The following is a 15,182-nucleotide window of genomic DNA, read 5'->3' as shown; positions in this document are numbered from 1 at the left end:
GGAAGCTATTCGCTCCTTGCACGGCTAACCTTTTGCGGGGGTTCGGAGGAGGCTGATAGGTTCGTTCCCGAACAAAAGAACAGGAGGGGACTTCCCGCATGAAACGCCGTTCATTCCTTGCCAGCGCCGGTGTCGGCGTCGCGGCCAGCACCCTGGCGGCTCCGGCCATCGCGCAGAGCACCCCGGAAGTGCATTGGCGCCTCGCTTCCAGCTTTCCGAAGAGCCTGGACACCATCTATGGCGCCGCCGACGTGATTTCACGCCGCGTCGCCGCCATCACCGACAACAAATTCACGATCCGCCCCTTTGCCGCCGGTGAGATCGTCCCCGGCCTCCAGGTGCTCGACGCCGTGCAGAACGGCACGGTCGAGTGCGGCCACACCGCCAGCTATTATTATGTCGGCAAGGACCCAACCTTCACCTTCGATTCGACGGTGCCGTTCGGCCTGAACGCGCGCCAGCAGAACGCCTGGATTCTCCAGGGCGGCGGCATGGAACTGCTGCGCGACTTCTTCAAGGGCTACAACGTCGTCAACTTCCCGGCGGGCAACACCGGCACCCAGATGGGCGGCTGGTTCCGCAAGGAGATCAAGACGGTCCAGGACCTGAGCGGTCTGAAGTTCCGCATCGGCGGCTTCGCCGGTCAGGTGCTGACCAAGCTGGGCGTCGTGCCGCAGCAGATCGCCGGCGGCGACATCTACCCGTCGCTGGAAAAGGGCACCATTGACGCCGCCGAGTGGATCGGCCCCTACGACGACGAGAAGCTGGGCTTCAACAAGGTCGCCAAATACTACTATTACCCCGGCTGGTGGGAAGGCGGCCTGAACGTGTCGCTTCTGGTCAACCAGCAGAAGTGGGAAGAGCTGCCGAAGCCCTATCAGGCGGCGCTGGAAGCGGCCTGCTTCGAGGCGCTGGCCATCATGAACGCCAAGTACGACTCCGACAACCCCGCCGCCCTGAAGCGTCTGGTCGCCGGCGGCGCCCAGCTCCGTCCCTTCCCGCGCGAGGTGATGGAGGCCTGCTACAAGGCGGCCTACGAACTGTACGACGAGACGGCCAAGAACAACCCGAAGTTCGCTAAGATCTACGAGCCGTGGAAGAAGTTCCGCGACGAGGAGTATCTGTGGTTCCGCGTTGCCGAGAACAGCTTCGACAACTTCACCTTCACCGCCGGGCAACGTCGTTGATCAAAGGCCGGTAAGGGAGGAGCGGTGCGGCGCTTCGCGGCGCCGCACCGTTTCGGCCGCTACTGGGCGGCCACTTTCTGGGACAGGCGTTGCAGATCCTGCGACGCGCGGTCGGCGATGCGCTGGGCGGCCACCAGCGTGTCCGTCAGATTGCCGACGTCCGGCGCGATCTCGCCCGCGGCGTCGGACATCTCGTTCAGGGCCTTCACCGCGCTGTCGATCAGGCGGATGACCAGCCCTGCAGGGCCGTCGGCGTTGTCGTACCCAGCCATTCCAAAATCTCCATGGTTGCGCAACCCAGCCCGAACGACACGGGGACGAGTTTCCATGGAGGCCACAGGATGCGCAAGACGCTTGTTGCCGTGTGTTTCCTTCTCCCCCCTGGGGAGAAGGTCAGGATGAGGGGGGCGCCGAAGGCGCGCCAAGCAAGCACCTCAAGAGCGTTCTCCCCGCCCTCCCGGGCGCAAACGCCCCCTCACCCAACCCTCTCCCCAGGGGGGAGAGGGCTTTTTATCAGTGGATGCCCGGCGCCTCCTGCCCGGTGCTCGCCACATATTCGGTGTAGCCGCCGCCGTACTGGTGGATGCCCTCCGGTGTCAGCTCCAGCACCCGGTTCGACAGGGCGGCCAGGAAATGGCGGTCGTGCGAGACGAACAGCATGGTGCCCTCATAGGCGCCCAGCGCCGAGATCAGCATCTGCTTGGTGTCGAGGTCGAGGTGGTTGGTCGGCTCGTCCAGCACCAGGAAGTTGGGCGGGTTGAACAGCATGGTCGCCATGACCATCCGGGCTTTCTCGCCGCCGGACAGGACCCGGCACTTCTTCTCCACATCGTCGCCGGAGAAGCCGAAGCAGCCGGCCAGCGCGCGCAGCGACCCCTGGCTCGCCTGCGGGAAGGACGCCTCCAGCGATTCGAAGATGGTCTTGTCGCCGTCGAGCAGGTCCATGGCGTGCTGGGAGAAATAGCCCATCCGCACGCTGCCGCCGACCGCGACGGTGCCGCTGTCCGGCTCGGTGGCACCCGCCACCAGCTTCAGCAGCGTCGATTTGCCGGCGCCGTTGACGCCCATGACGCACCAGCGCTCCTTGCGGCGGATCGTCAGGTCCAGCCCCTCGTAGATGGTCCGGCTGCCGTAGCCCTTGTGCACGTTCTTCAGCACAGCGACGTCGTCGCCCGAGCGCGGGGCCGGCGGGAAGTCGAAGGTCACGATCTGGCGGCGCTTGGGCGGCTCGAAGCGCTCGATCTTGTCGAGCTTCTTCACCCGGCTCTGGACCTGGCTGGCGTGCGAGGCGCGGGCCTTGAAGCGCTCGATGAACTTCAGCTCCTTGGCCAGCATGGCCTGCTGGCGCTCGAACTGCGCCTCCTGCTGCTTCTCGCGCAGCGCCCGCTGGCGCTCGTAGAAGCCGTAGTCGCCGGAGTAGCTGGTCAGCGACCCGCTGTCGATCTCGATGATCTTGTTGACGATGCGGTTCATGAACTCGCGGTCGTGCGAGGTCATCAGCAGGGCGCCCTCGAAGCCCTTGAGGAAGCCCTCCAGCCAGATCAGGCTTTCGATGTCCAGATGGTTGCTCGGTTCGTCGAGCAGCATGACCTCGGGCCGCATCAGCAGGATGCGGGCCAGCGCCACGCGCATCTTCCAGCCGCCGGACAGCATGCCGACGTCCATGTCCATCATTTCCTGGCTGAAGCTGAGGCCGGCGAGCACCTCGCGCGCCTTGCCCTCCAGCTCGTAGCCGCCCAGCTCGTCGAAGCGGGCCTGGACCTCGCCGTAGCGCTCGATGATGGCGTCCATCTCGTCGGCGCGGTCGGGGTCGGCCATGGCGGCCTCCAGCTCGGCCAGCTCGGCGGCGACGGTGCTGACCGGGCCGGCGCCGTCCATCACCTCGGCGACGGCGGAGCGGCCGGACATCTCGCCGACGTCCTGGTTGAAGTAGCCGATGGTCGCCTGCTTCTCGATCGCCACCTGACCGGTGTCCGGCAAATCCTCGCCGGTGATCATGCGGAACAGCGTCGTCTTGCCCGCCCCGTTGGGACCGACCAGCCCGATCTTTTCGCCCCGGTTCAACGCCGCCGATGCTTCGAGGAAGAGGATTCGGTGACCATTCTGCTTGCTGATGTTGTCGAAGCGGATCATGTGAGGCTGCGTTCCTGCGGCGTTGTTCCCATGGCGTGGCGGGGGCTCTTATGCCACAGGATGCGCGGTGCGATGGAGTCCTGATCGGTGCCATGCGAAAATCGCAATCCGAAAACAGTGTCATGGGAAGGATCGCCGTCATGGGGCGTCCGCCGCAGGTTTGGGACTATTGGCGTCCCGTCGGCAGCGGCATCGTCGAGTTGGGGACGGTGCGCGGCTGCGACGTGGCCTTGCCGGTGCATTTCCATCGCGAGGACCAGCTGACCTTCGTCCTGGCGGGGCGGCGGCGCTTCGTCATCGCGGGCGAACTGTGCGAGGCCGGTCCCGGCGAGGGTGTGCACATCCCGGCGGGAGCGCCGCATCGATCGCTGTGCGGGGCGGACGAGGTCGTCTGCATCAACCTCTACACGCCGCCGGGCCTGTACGCCGCGCCGGAAGTGATCGCCGCGCTGGCCGGGCACTGGCGGGGGACAGGCGGGCTGGGCTGGGCCGACCTGACGCGGATCGCCGAAGACCACCGTCGCTTCATCGGGACCGGGGTGGAACCCGCATCCGCGTTCACGGGGGGCGAGGCGTGGGACAGCGTCGGCGACGCGGCCCGCCGCGCCGGGATGAGCCGCGAGGGTTATTCCCGCCGGTTCCGCAAGCACCATAGCGTGCCGCCCCATGCCTTTGGGCTTCAGGAGCGGCTGAACGAGGCGCGGTTGCTGCTCCGCGCGGGGGAGCCCATCGCCGCGGTCGCGGCGGACACCGGATTCACCGACCAGAGCCATCTGGGGCGCTGCTTCCGCCGCGCCTTCGGCGTGACGCCGGGCCGCTACCGGGCCGGCTAGGTCACATCCGTACCAGACCGCCGCCGGCCCGCCTGCTACCCATCCGCCCGAGAGCGCCGCACGGACACGGGTCCGGCGGCGCGGCCACAGGCAAGCTTGGGAGCATGGCATGTCCATCGCAGTGTCCGCCGTCTCGTACCTCCTGGTGATCGGCGCCGGGGTCAGCGTCGCGTTGCAACAGGTCCTCAACGCCAATCTGCGGACCGACCTCGGCTCGCCCTGGTGGGCGGGCTTCGTCAGCTACGTCGTCGGCATGCTGGCGATGCTGGCGGTGGCACTCCTCGCGCCCGGACCCCGCCTCGCCGAAGCGGTGGGCGGGGTGGGGTCGTGGGTCACCTGGACCGGCGGGCTGTTCGGGGCGCTGTTCATCGGGACGGCCATCCTGATGGTGCCCCGATTGGGAGCGGCGACGGTGCTGGCGCTGATCGTGGTCGGCCAGATGCTCGGCTCGCTCGCCTTCGACCATGTCGGCCTGCTCGGCCTGCCGCAGCAGCCGATAAGCCCGACCCGGCTGGCCGGCGCCGCCTCCCTGATCCTCGGCGTCGTCCTGATCCGCCTGTAGGAGCCGTCTCAGGTCCGGTGCAGGGCGAAGCCCGACGCGCCGGGGGCTTCCAGACCGGGGCGGAGTTCGAGGCTGGGGATCGCATAGTCGCCGCCGTTCTGGCGGCGGAAGGGGATCGGCGCTGTCGTCTCCAGCGTGCGCATCCGCTCCCGCAATCGCTCCGCCGCCCGCGCGAAGCCGGCCTCGTCGAAGCGGTCCACCCGGTAGGCGACGAAGGGCGGCAGCACGTCGTAACCGGGGTAATGCAGGATGCCGTGGTTGATCGGGAACAGCAGGTCGTCGATCGGGCCGTTGATGCCGCGCGGCGCGTAATGCTCGGCCCAGCCGCCCGTCGTCACCACCAGCATGGCGCGCTTGCCGGCGAAACGGCCCTCGCCGTAGCGGTCGCCCCAGCGCCGGTCGCTGTGCTCGCCGACGCCATAGGCGAGGCCGTAGGCGTAGACGCGGTCGACCCAGCCCTTGAGGATCGCCGGCATGGTGAACCACCAGAGCGGGAATTGCAGGATCAGCGCGTCGGCCCACAGCAGCTTCTCCTGCTCGGCCTTCACATCGTCGGTCAGCGCGTCGGCGGCGAAGGCGGCGCCCGAGGCGGCGGCCACCTTCAGGCGCTCGCCCACGCCGAGGCTGGGGAAGTCGGCGTGGTCGACCGTGGCCTTCCAGTTCATGGCGTAGAGGTCGGAGACCCGCACGGCGTGGCCTCGCGCCTCCAGTTCCGCGACGGCGGCGTCGCGCAGGGCGGCGTTGAGGGAGCGGGGGTCGGGATGGGCGAAGACGATCAGCACGTTCATCACAGGCACCTGTTCGCTTGAAGCACGTGCGTTCCAAGCTATGCGTGCGGCGATTGATCCGGTAGATAAAGTGAATGGATAGAACTCTGCCGTAAAATGGATCAATCGAACGTCACGCTGGACCGCATGCGCAGCTTCGTGCGCGTCGCCGAACGAGGAAGCCTGTCGGCGGTGGCGCGCGAATTGGCCATCGGGCAATCGAGCGTCACCCGGCACATCCGCGAGTTGGAGGAGGCGCTGGGCGTCGCCCTGTTCAGCCGGACCACCCGGCGCGTCGCGCTGACCGCGGAGGGCGAGCGCTATTACGCCAACGCCGTCCAGATCCTGCGCCTCGTCGAACAGGCGGGCGACGAGGCGTGCGACACTGGCCGCGCCTCGGCCGGAACGGTGCGGGTGTCCTGCACGGCGGCGCTCGGCGTCCGGCACATCAGCCGGCTGATCTTCGCCTTCCAGGACCGCCATCCGGACATTGCCGTCGATCTCGGCCTGACCGACGAGCGCATCGACCTCGTCCGCGACGGCGTGGACATCGCCATCCGCCTCGGCCCGCTGACCGACAGCTCCCTGAGGCGGCGGGCGCTGGGGCTGAGCCGGCGCGTTCTCGTCGGGGCGCCGGCCTGTCTGGTGCGGCACGGCCGACCGACGACGCCGGACGACCTCGCGGGGTTCGAGGGCGTCCGCATGTCGAACATCGCGGGGAGCGACCGGCTGACGCTCGAAGGGCCGGACGGTGCCCTCCACGCCGTTTCCCTGAGGGGACGGCTGCGGGTCGATCACGGGTTGGCCGCGCGCGAGGCCTACCTCGCCGGGCGCGGCATCGGCCCGGCCCATGTCTGGCTGGTCGACGACCTGCTCGCCGATGGCCGCCTGGAGCTTCTCCTGCCGGACCACGCGCCGCCCGCCGTGCCGCTCAACCTGCTGATCGTGCCGGAACGGGCCGGCATCGCGCGGGTCCGGCTGCTGGTGGAGTTCCTGGCGGAGACGGTCGCGACCATCCCCGGGATCGAGCGGTCGTCCCGGGGATAGCCATCACAGGGCCTTGGCGATCGGTTACGGGGTCGCCCCCTCGGTCACCGCCCCCTTTCTTATCGCCAGGCTGCGGCGCGGCAGGCGCAGGTGCCCGTTGAGGACGAGGTGGGCGACGAGTCCGATCAGCAGGCCCCAGAACGTCCCGCCGATGCCGAGCAGCTTGATGTTCGCGGCTGACGCCAGGAAGGTGATCAGCGCCGCCTCGCGGGACGCCGGGTCGGCCATCGCCCCGGCCAGGCTGCCGCCGATGGTGCCGAGCAGCGCCAGACCGGCGAGCGCGGTGATGAAGGTCGCGGGAAACGCCATGAAGACGGCGGCCAGCGTCACCCCGAACACGCCGACGAGCACGTAGAAGACACCCGCCGCGATCCCGGCGATCCAGCGCTTGGACGGGTCCTCATGCGCCTCCTTGCCGGTGGCGATGGCGGCGGTGATGGCGGCGATGTTGAAGGCGTGGGAGCCGAACGGGGCCATGAGCAGCGAGCCGAGGCCGGTCACGGTCACGATGGGGTTGGCGCTCGTCTTGAAGCCGTCGTTCCGCAGGACCAGCATCCCCGGCATGTACTGGCCGGACAGCGTGATCAGGAACAGCGGCAGCGCGACGGACAGCAAGGCGTTCAGCGAGAATTCCGGCGCGGTGAAAACCGGGGCGGCGAACTCCAGCGACAGGCCCGACAGATCGACGCGGCCCTGCGTCAGCAGGAAGGCCAGTCCGAGGACGAGGATGCCCACCACGGCGTAGCGGGCGGAAAACCGCTTCAGCGCGACATAGGCGACGATCAGCAGGCCGACCAGCAGCGGATCGACGCTGGCGCCGCCGAATGCCCCGATACCGAAAGGCAGCAGGATGCCGGCGAGGAGGCCGGAGGCGATGCCGGGCGGGATCAGCCGGATGACCTTCTCGAAGCAGCCCGACAGGCCGAGCGCGACGAAGGCCGCCGCCGAGATCATGTAGGCGCCGACCGCCTCGGCGTGGGGCGTCGTCGCCAGCGCGGTGACGAGGAACGCCGCGGCCGGGGTGGACCAGGCGGTGATGATCGGCTCGCGATGGCGCCAGCTCAGGAACAGCCCGGTCAACCCGACGCCGATGGAGACCGACCAGACCCAGGAGGCGGTGAGGTCGGGGTCCAGGCCCGCGACCTTCGCCGCCTGGAAGACCAGGATGAAGGTGCCGCCGTAATTGACGATGACCGAGATCAGGCCCGCCACGACGGGGTGGGTGAGGTCGTTAAGGCGGATGGGAGCGAAATTGGGTGGCATGGTTGCGCGGGACCTCCGGACGGTTCGGGCCGCAAGGGCAATGAGCGGCCTTGACAACTACCCGGACAATGGCCTGATGTGCCCATCCACTTTTCCCAAGAAGGCCAGACCAATTGTTCCGGCATTCCCAACTCGAGTCCGTGAAGGCGTGGATCGCCAATCCCGCCCACGCGGCGATGCCGCTCCACGCGCGGATTCAGCGGGCCGTCCGACAGCTCATCGTCGACGGCGCGCTCGGGCCGGGCAAGCCGCTGCCCGCCTCGCGCGCGCTCGCCGCCTCGCTGGGGGTGTCGCGCGACACGATCGAGGCGGCCTACGCCCAGCTTCACGCCGAAGGCTTCATCGACCGGCGCGTAGGCAGCGGCAGCTTCGTCGCGGAGATCACCGAGTTCACCCCCGGCCGACGCCTGCCCCGGCGTGACACGTTCCCGAGCGATCAGGCACCGGCTCTCAGCCGCCGCGGGGCCGCCGTGTTCGAGGGCGGCGGCGTGCGCGAGATGCCGGTGCCGCGGCCCTTCGCCCACGGCGTTCCGGAAACTTGGACCTTTCCGCTCGCGCTCTGGGAGCGGCTGGAACGGCAGGTGCGCAAGGAGGTCGGCGCGCAAAGCCTGTTCCACGGCGATCCGCAGGGGACCGAACCGCTGCGCCGCGCCATCGCCGATTATGTGAACCTGGAACGCGGCGCGCGCGCCACCGCCGACCGCGTCCTGGTGCTGACCAGCTCGCAACAGGCGATGGCGCTCTGCGCGAGCATGCTGCTCGATCCTGGCGACGGCATCTTCCTGGAGGACCCGGCCTATTACGGGGCGCGCAAGGCGTTCGAGGCGGCGGGGCTGGACTGCGTTCCGATCCGCGTCGACCGGCAGGGCATCGTCGTCGACCAGATCCTGGCCGAGCCGGGCAGGGCGAAGGCGGTGTTCCTGACGCCGTCCCACCAGTTCCCGACCGGTGCCACTCTGGCGCTGGACCGTCGTCTGGCTCTGATCGAGTGGGCGGCCCGGCATCAGGCCTGGATCATCGAGGACGACTACGACAGCGAGTTCCGCTACGCGGGCAAGCCGACGGCCTGCGTGCAGGGGCTCGATCCGCATGGCCGCACCATCTACATCGGCACCTTCACCAAATCGCTCTTTCCCGGATTGCGGATCGGCTACGCCGTGCTGCCGTCGCCGCTCGTGAAGCCGATGACCGTCGCGCGCACCCTGCTGGATGGCCATACGGCGCCGATGGCGCAGCTCACGCTGGCCCGCTTCATGGAGGGCGGGCATTTCGGGGCGCATGTGCGGACCATGCGCGGCGTCTACGCCGAGCGCCTCGACGCGCTGGCGGGTCTCGTCGCCAAGCACCTGTCGGATTTCGTCGAGCCGCAGGTTCCCATCGGCGGTCTGCAGATGCCCTGCCTGCTGACCGGCGACCTTACGGAGCGCGTCGCTGTCGACGCGGCGCGGCGGGCCGGGATCGAACTGCTCGGCCTGTCGGCGCTGCACGCCGCCGGCGACGGCAAGCCCGGTTTCCTGATGGGCTTCGCGGCCTACACGCCTTTCGAGATCGAGGCCGCGGTCAGGACGCTGGAGAAGGCGTTTCGCGCGGCGGCGAGGCGATAGGCTGGCCGGAAGCCCTGTGTCGGATGATTGGTCTGGGCACCTGCTGGAAAGTGGCGGGGTATAGCGGGCCATTTTCCTGCTATTGGGGAGCCGACCAATCCACGACGTTCCCCGCGCGGGAAGGGAGGGCGCTTCATGCACAAGACAGCGGTGGCGATCCGGCACGTCCATTTTGAAGACCTCGGCATCTTCGGCGCGGTGCTGTCGGATGCCGGCTACACGGTGCGTTATCACGATCTCGACGCGGCGCCTTTCGCGACGCTTGATCCGCTGGAGCCGGATTTGCTGATCGTCCTCGGCGGTCCCGTCGGGGTCTATGAAAGCGACGCCTACCCGTATCTCGCCGAGGAATCCTCACTCCTGATGGCGAGGCTGGCCGCGGAGCGCCCGACGCTCGGCATCTGCCTGGGTGCGCAGCAGATCGCCACGGCGCTCGGCGCGGCGGTGCGCCCGATGGGCCACAAGGAAATCGGCTTCGGCCCGCTTACGCTGACCGATGCCGGGAGGGCTGGGCCGCTTCGTCATCTGGAGGGTGTCCCGGTGCTCCACTGGCACGGGGACGCTTTTCAGATCCCCGCCGGGGCGGAGAGCTTGGCGTCGACGCCGCTCTGCGCAACCCAGGGGTTCGCGGTTGGCCGCCATGCGCTGGCCCTGCAATTCCATCCGGAGGTCGATGTGGCCGCCGGCATCGAGCGATGGCTGACGGGGCATGCCGCCGAATTGGCGGGGGCCGGCATCGACCCGCGCGTGCTGCGTGGGCAAGCGGCGCGGATCGGCCCGGAGTTGCGCGAGGCCGGGCGAAAGATGCTGGCCGAGTGGCTTCAGGGTGTGGCCTGACCCTGTGCGGCGAGGCGGGATGGGATTTTCACCGATCTGCACGACGTTGCCGATCTGTGGCGCCGATCTGTGGCACAGTCCGCTCCAACGAGCCGCCTCACAGGGAACTTGGCAGGGAACTTGAATGAACGACGCAGCAAGGAACGTGCTGATCGACGGCATGGAGCGTTGGAGTGCCTTCATCGAAGCGAACGCCTCCTGGGCGGAGGTGATCTTCTTCCTGTGCGCCTTCGCGGAGTCCCTGGCCTTCGTCGGGTTCGTGGTGCCGGGCGTGGTGCTGATCGCCGCGGGAGGCGCGCTGGTCGCCTCCGGTGCCCTCGGCTTCTGGCAGGTCTATGTTGCCCTCGCGCTGGGCGCGGTGCTGGGCGACGCCGTGTCCTACTGGCTCGGCCGGGTGTTCGGCGATCGTGTCCCGGTCGTCTGGCCGTTCCGCCAGCGGCCCGAGCTTCTGGAGCGGGGCAGCCGCTTCTTCCTGCGCCACGGTGGCAAGAGCGTGTTCCTCGCCCGCTTCCTCGGCCCGCTGCGGCCGGTGGTGCCGATCACCGCCGGGATGATGGCGATGCCCCACCACAGCTTCCAGACCGCCAACCTGCTGTCCGCGGTGATCTGGGTGCCCCTGATGATGGCGCCCGGCATCGCCATTGCGAAAGGGGTCGGCATCGACGAACTCCTGTCCGGCGCCAGGGCGACGCCGGCCGTTACCCGGAATGGAGGCGACACGCCCTGCGTGCCGGCGCCGCCGATTTCCGGCGAGCCGTCCCGCTGCTGACCGCCCTTATGGACCGCATTTGGAGTAGCCGCAGTTCAGGCAGTTGTCGCAGCCTTCCTGCCGGATCAGGCCGGGCTGGCCGCATTTCGGGCATTGCCGGAGATTGGTCGGTTCGGTTCCGATGACCACGGCCGCGGAATTGCGTTCGAAGTCGGCGGATGGAGGTGCGCTCGGCGCCCCGTCGTTCGGCAGCATGCCGATGGCTTTCAGATGCCGTTCGATCACGTCGCCGATGGCCGCAAGCAGCGAAGGGACGTAGCGGCCCTGCATCCAGGCGCCGCCGCGCGGGTCGAAGACCGCCTTCAACTCCTCCACCACGAAGCCGACCTCGCCGCCGCGGCGGAACACCGCGGAGATCATCCGCGTCAGCGCCACCGTCCAGGCGTAATGTTCCATGTTCTTGGAGTTGATGAAGACCTCGAAGGGCCGGCGGCGGCCGTCCTCCACGATGTCGTTGATGGTGATGTACATGGCGTGGTCGCTGTCCGGCCAGCGCACCTTGTAGGTTTCGCCCGGCAGGGTCTCCGGACGGTCGGGCGGCTTGGCCATCGGAACGGGAGGCGAGGCCGCCCCTTCCTTCTTCACTGACAGGACGGAGCCGGTGACCGCGTTCGGGCGGTAGGTGGTGCAGCCCTTGCAGCCCAGCTCGTAGGCCTGCCAGTAGACGTCCTTGAAGGCGTCGAAGGGCAGGTCCTCCGGACAGTTGATGGTCTTGGAGATGGAGCTGTCCACATGGCGCTGCGCGGCCGCCTGCATCACCACATGCTCCGCCGGGGTCAGGGACTGCGCGTCCACGAACCAGTCGGGCAGGGGGGCGTCGTTGCCGAACCGCGCGCGGAACAGGCGGTAGGCGTGGTCGCTCACCTCCTCCGTGCGGCGGGTGCCGTCGGGCATCAGGACGGTGCGCTCGTAGCTGTACGAAAAGACCGGCTCGATCCCCGACGACACGTTGTCGGCGAACAGCGAGATCGTGCCCGTCGGCGCGATGGAGGTCAGAAGGGCGTTGCGGATGCCATGCTCGGCGATCAGGGCGCGCACGTCCTCGTCCAGCCCACGCACCATCGGGGCGTTCGGATAGGCGTCGCGGTCGTAGAGCGGGAAGGCGCCCTTCTCCGCGGCGAGCAGGGCGGAAGCGCGGTAGGCCTCGTTGCGGATGATCCTCAGCCAGGACTCGGTCAGCGCCACCGCCGCCTCGCCGCCGTAGCGCGCGCGGCAGAGGATCAGCGCGTCGGCCAGCCCGGTGACGCCCAGCCCGATGCGGCGCTTGGCGTGGGCCTCCTGCGCCTGCGGTTCCAACGGGAAGCGCGAGGCGTCGACCACATTGTCCATCATCCGCACGGCGAGCGCCGTCAGCTCCTTCAGCCGGTCTGTATCGAGCCGGGCCGTCTCCTCGAACGGGTCGAGCACCAGGGCGGCGAGGTTGATCGAGCCGAGCAGGCAGGCGCCGTAGGGGGGCAGCGGCTGCTCCCCGCAGGGGTTGGTGGCGGAGATGGACTCGCAATAGCCCAGGTTGTTCTGCCCGTTCACCCGGTCGATGAAGATGACGCCCGGCTCCGCATAGGCGTAGGTGGCCTGCATGATGCGGTCCCACAGGCCGCGGGCCCGCACCTCGCGGTGGACCTGCCCGTCGAAAACCAGCGGCCAGGGCCGGTCCTCGCGCACGGCGTCCATGAAGGCGTCGGTGACCAGGACCGACAGGTTGAACATGCGCAGCCGGCCGGGCTCGCGCTTGGCGTCGATGAAATCCTCGATGTCGGGGTGGTCGCAGCGCAGGGTCGCCATCATCGCGCCGCGCCGGGCGCCCGCCGACATGATGGTCCGGCACATGCTGTCCCACACGTCCATGAAGGACAGCGGGCCGGAGGCGTCGGCGCCCACGCCCTTCACGAGGGCGCCCTTGGGCCGCAGGGTGGAGAAGTCGTAGCCGATGCCGCCGCCCTGCTGCATGGTCAGCGCCGCTTCGCGCAGATGGGCGAAGATGGCGCCGAGGTCGTCCTCGATCCGTCCCATGACGAAGCAGTTGAACAGCGTCACCGTCCGCCCGGTGCCGGCCCCGGCCAGGATGCGCCCGGCGGGCAGGAATTCGAAACGGGACAGCGCCCGTTCGAAGCGCGGCGCCCAGACCTGAGGATCGGACTCGGGCGCGGCGAGCGCCGTGGCGACGCGGCGCCAGGTGTCGGCGACGGTCTGGTCGATGGGATCGCCCGCGGCGGACTTGAAGCGGTACTTCATGTCCCAGATCCGCTGGGAAATTGCGGCGATCCCCGTCATGCGTCCTCCCCTTGCGCGGGCGGCCGGTCCGCAGCGCCGGCCCGCCGACAGCGGTGCCCGAAGAGTAGGGGGCGCCCGCGCGGGGGTCAACCGCGTGGGCGCCCCGGCCGTTCCTCTTGCGTTCCGCCCGTCAGTTGCTGATGCGGTCCCGCTGGTCCGGCATGGCCTTGAGCGTCGCCAGGATGTGCCCGCTGTCGGCGTCAGACCCGCACAGGCCGAGAGCGGTTTCGCCGAAGTCCACGAGGCTGTGGTGGCGCGGGGCGGGTGCCCGCTCCAGCGGCACCAGCCACGCCGCGTGCCCGCGTTCCACCAGGGCGTCGAAATAACCGCGCTGGGTGTGGAACGGGATGTTGGTCTCGCGCGGGTCGCCGATGACGAAGACGCGGCGTTCGGGATCGGGCGGGATGCGGTCGAGCGATGCGGCTGGGTCGAACCAGCCCTGCGGGCGGGCCAACAGCGACCGCAGCCCGCGCGCCTCCAGATAGGCGCGGTAGGCCGGCGCGCCGGAGGAGATGACCGCGCAGCGCAGGTCATTGCGGCGGGCCAGGAACTCGGCGGTCAGCGTGCCGCCGGCGCTGTGCCCGCCCAGCGCCCATGCCGTCACGCCGTAGCGGGCCTTCAGGACGTCGAGCAGGGCGTTCATCAGGGCCGCCTCGCGCGGCGTGTGGCGCGTCGTCCAGAAACGGCCGGAACTGCCGTAGGCGCCGGGCCGGGCGAGGAACAGGAAGGGGATGCGGAACCGCTCCGCCAGGGCGCGCTCCTGATCGATCATGGCGGCGACGCCCAGCCCTTCCTGATGGCCGACGGAGGTCGGCTTGGTCCCCATGATGTCGCCGTGCATCCAGGCCGCGGCGATGGGGTTGGGGCCGGGGGCGGGGCGCAGGCCCGCCGCGTAGTAGCGCAGGCATTCCCCATGCCCGTCGACCTCGACCCAGGCGGCGGTTTCCTGGGCCTCCAGCATGGCGCAGGCCTTGCGGGTGATGGTGACGCCCCCGGTGACCGCGGCGTTGGAGAAGCGTTCCGCGCTCGGCTGCGACTGGGCGTGGGCGTCCGTCGCCATCGACATCGCCAGCACAAGACCGGCGAGAAAGGCGAAGGCCGCGCCCCGGCGCATCAGGACGCGGTTTCGGCCACGTCGGCGGTGACCGGTTCCGCCGCCTTCGGCCGCACGGTCGCCGGGCCGCCCGCGGCGACGACCAGCCGGTCGGTGGCCGCTTCCAGCCGCTCCTCCAGCTCCTTCATGGCCTTGGCGCGGCCCAGACCCGCCGGGATGGGGGGCAGGAACTCCACGATCACGGTGCCGGGCCGCTTGATGAAGCTGTTGCGCGCCCAGTACAGGCCAGCGTTCAGCGCCATCGGCACGATGGGGATTTTGAGATGGTCGTAGAGCACGCCGACGCCGATCCGGTAGGGGCGATAGGCGCCGACGGCGACCCGCGTGCCCTGCGGGAAGATCACGATGGGCCGCCCCTCGTCCCGCACCGGGCGGGCGTTCCGGACCATCGAGGCGACGGCGCGGCCCTTGGCGCCGCGGTCGACGGCGATCATCCGGGATCGGGCGGCGTACCAGCCCCAGATGGGAATCCACAGAAGCTCCCGCTTCAGAATGATCGCCGGATCGTTGACGAGGAAGTGCAGCTTCATCGTCTCCCAGGCCGACTGGTGCTTGGCGGCCAGGAGGAAGGACCCGCTCTGGGGAACATGCTCCCGCCCGCGCACCTCGTAACGGATGCCGACGAGCGTGCGCTCCAACCACGAGACGGTGCCGAAATACCACGTGATCACGCGGATCATGCTGCGTCGCGGCAGCAGCAGCGACCACAGGATGCCGACGCAGATGATCGCCGTCCACACATAGAAGGCGACGTTGAAGGCGAGGGAACGCAGGAAGATCATGGCCGGGAACTTG

At 69.1% G+C, this 15,182-nt stretch carries 14 protein-coding genes; 7 read left to right on the top strand and 7 right to left on the bottom strand.

Annotated elements, in window-relative coordinates:
* Positions 1-98 precede the first annotated feature (98 nt).
* Positions 99-1,187 carry a TRAP transporter substrate-binding protein gene (locus AC1DVI_RS07150; protein WP_145627260.1) on the top strand — a complete coding sequence of 363 codons (1,089 nt, stop codon included), beginning with the start codon at positions 99-101 and terminating at the stop codon, positions 1,185-1,187.
* Positions 1,188-1,246: 59 nt separating this feature from the next.
* Here AC1DVI_RS07150 and AC1DVI_RS07145 read toward each other — a convergent pair whose 3' ends face one another.
* Positions 1,247-1,459, bottom strand: coding sequence for a hypothetical protein (locus tag AC1DVI_RS07145; RefSeq protein ID WP_237905244.1), 213 nt, complete (start codon positions 1,457-1,459; stop codon positions 1,247-1,249).
* 241 nt (positions 1,460-1,700) lie between these two features.
* Entirely contained in the window at positions 1,701-3,320 is a 1,620-nt protein-coding gene (locus tag AC1DVI_RS07140) for an ABC-F family ATP-binding cassette domain-containing protein (RefSeq protein WP_109138816.1), read from the bottom strand.
* A gap of 122 nt (positions 3,321-3,442) precedes the next feature.
* Here AC1DVI_RS07140 and AC1DVI_RS07135 point away from each other — a divergent pair, with 122 nt between their 5' ends.
* Positions 3,443-4,153 (top strand): helix-turn-helix domain-containing protein, encoded by a 711-nt coding sequence (locus AC1DVI_RS07135; RefSeq protein ID WP_476957331.1) that lies wholly within the window; start codon positions 3,443-3,445, stop codon positions 4,151-4,153.
* A 109-nt stretch (positions 4,154-4,262) separates the two neighbouring features.
* Complete coding sequence (locus AC1DVI_RS07130; RefSeq protein WP_476957330.1) at positions 4,263-4,715, top strand: DMT family transporter; 453 nt, start codon at positions 4,263-4,265, stop codon at positions 4,713-4,715.
* An 8-nt stretch (positions 4,716-4,723) separates the two neighbouring features.
* On the opposite strand, the gene AC1DVI_RS07125 is transcribed toward AC1DVI_RS07130, so the two are convergent.
* Entirely contained in the window at positions 4,724-5,503 is a 780-nt protein-coding gene (locus tag AC1DVI_RS07125; RefSeq protein WP_476957329.1) for an NAD(P)H-dependent oxidoreductase, read from the bottom strand.
* 96 nt (positions 5,504-5,599) lie between these two features.
* Here AC1DVI_RS07125 and AC1DVI_RS07120 point away from each other — a divergent pair, with 96 nt between their 5' ends.
* A complete protein-coding gene (locus AC1DVI_RS07120; RefSeq protein ID WP_476957328.1) occupies positions 5,600-6,529 on the top strand; it encodes a LysR family transcriptional regulator in 930 nt (309 codons plus the stop codon).
* 24 nt (positions 6,530-6,553) lie between these two features.
* Here the strand turns inward: AC1DVI_RS07120 and AC1DVI_RS07115 are convergent, their stop codons facing one another.
* Positions 6,554-7,792, bottom strand: a complete 1,239-nt coding sequence (locus AC1DVI_RS07115; RefSeq protein ID WP_476957327.1) for a benzoate/H(+) symporter BenE family transporter — start codon at positions 7,790-7,792, stop codon at positions 6,554-6,556.
* A 113-nt stretch (positions 7,793-7,905) separates the two neighbouring features.
* On the opposite strand from AC1DVI_RS07115, the gene pdxR reads away from it, so the two are divergent.
* The 3 genes from pdxR to AC1DVI_RS07100 all read left to right on the top strand — a co-directional run bounded on the left by pdxR (position 7,906) and on the right by AC1DVI_RS07100 (position 11,002).
* The gene (pdxR, locus tag AC1DVI_RS07110; RefSeq protein WP_476957326.1) at positions 7,906-9,396 is read left to right on the top strand and encodes a MocR-like pyridoxine biosynthesis transcription factor PdxR; all 1,491 of its coding nucleotides are present in this window, start codon (positions 7,906-7,908) and stop codon (positions 9,394-9,396) included.
* Positions 9,397-9,531: 135 nt separating this feature from the next.
* On the top strand, positions 9,532-10,233 hold the full coding sequence (locus AC1DVI_RS07105; protein WP_476957325.1) for a glutamine amidotransferase: 702 nt from the start codon (positions 9,532-9,534) through the stop codon (positions 10,231-10,233).
* Positions 10,234-10,357: 124 nt separating this feature from the next.
* Entirely contained in the window at positions 10,358-11,002 is a 645-nt protein-coding gene (locus AC1DVI_RS07100; protein WP_476957324.1) for a DedA family protein, read from the top strand.
* Between the two features lie 6 nt (positions 11,003-11,008).
* Here the strand turns inward: AC1DVI_RS07100 and AC1DVI_RS07095 are convergent, their stop codons facing one another.
* From AC1DVI_RS07095 to AC1DVI_RS07085, 3 genes are all read right to left on the bottom strand, one after another.
* The gene (locus tag AC1DVI_RS07095) at positions 11,009-13,273 is read right to left on the bottom strand and encodes an adenosylcobalamin-dependent ribonucleoside-diphosphate reductase (protein ID WP_476957323.1); all 2,265 of its coding nucleotides are present in this window, start codon (positions 13,271-13,273) and stop codon (positions 11,009-11,011) included.
* A 130-nt stretch (positions 13,274-13,403) separates the two neighbouring features.
* Positions 13,404-14,387 carry an alpha/beta hydrolase family protein gene (locus tag AC1DVI_RS07090; protein WP_476957322.1) on the bottom strand — a complete coding sequence of 328 codons (984 nt, stop codon included), beginning with the start codon at positions 14,385-14,387 and terminating at the stop codon, positions 13,404-13,406.
* Positions 14,387-15,169, bottom strand: a complete 783-nt coding sequence (locus AC1DVI_RS07085) for a lysophospholipid acyltransferase family protein (protein WP_476957321.1) — start codon at positions 15,167-15,169, stop codon at positions 14,387-14,389. Before AC1DVI_RS07085 ends, AC1DVI_RS07090 begins: the two co-directional genes overlap by 1 nt.
* Between the last annotated feature and the right edge of the window lie 13 nt (positions 15,170-15,182).

Source organism: Azospirillum sp. P4_B5, from assembly GCF_056402275.1.
This window is presented reverse-complemented; position numbering and strand designations above follow the sequence as displayed.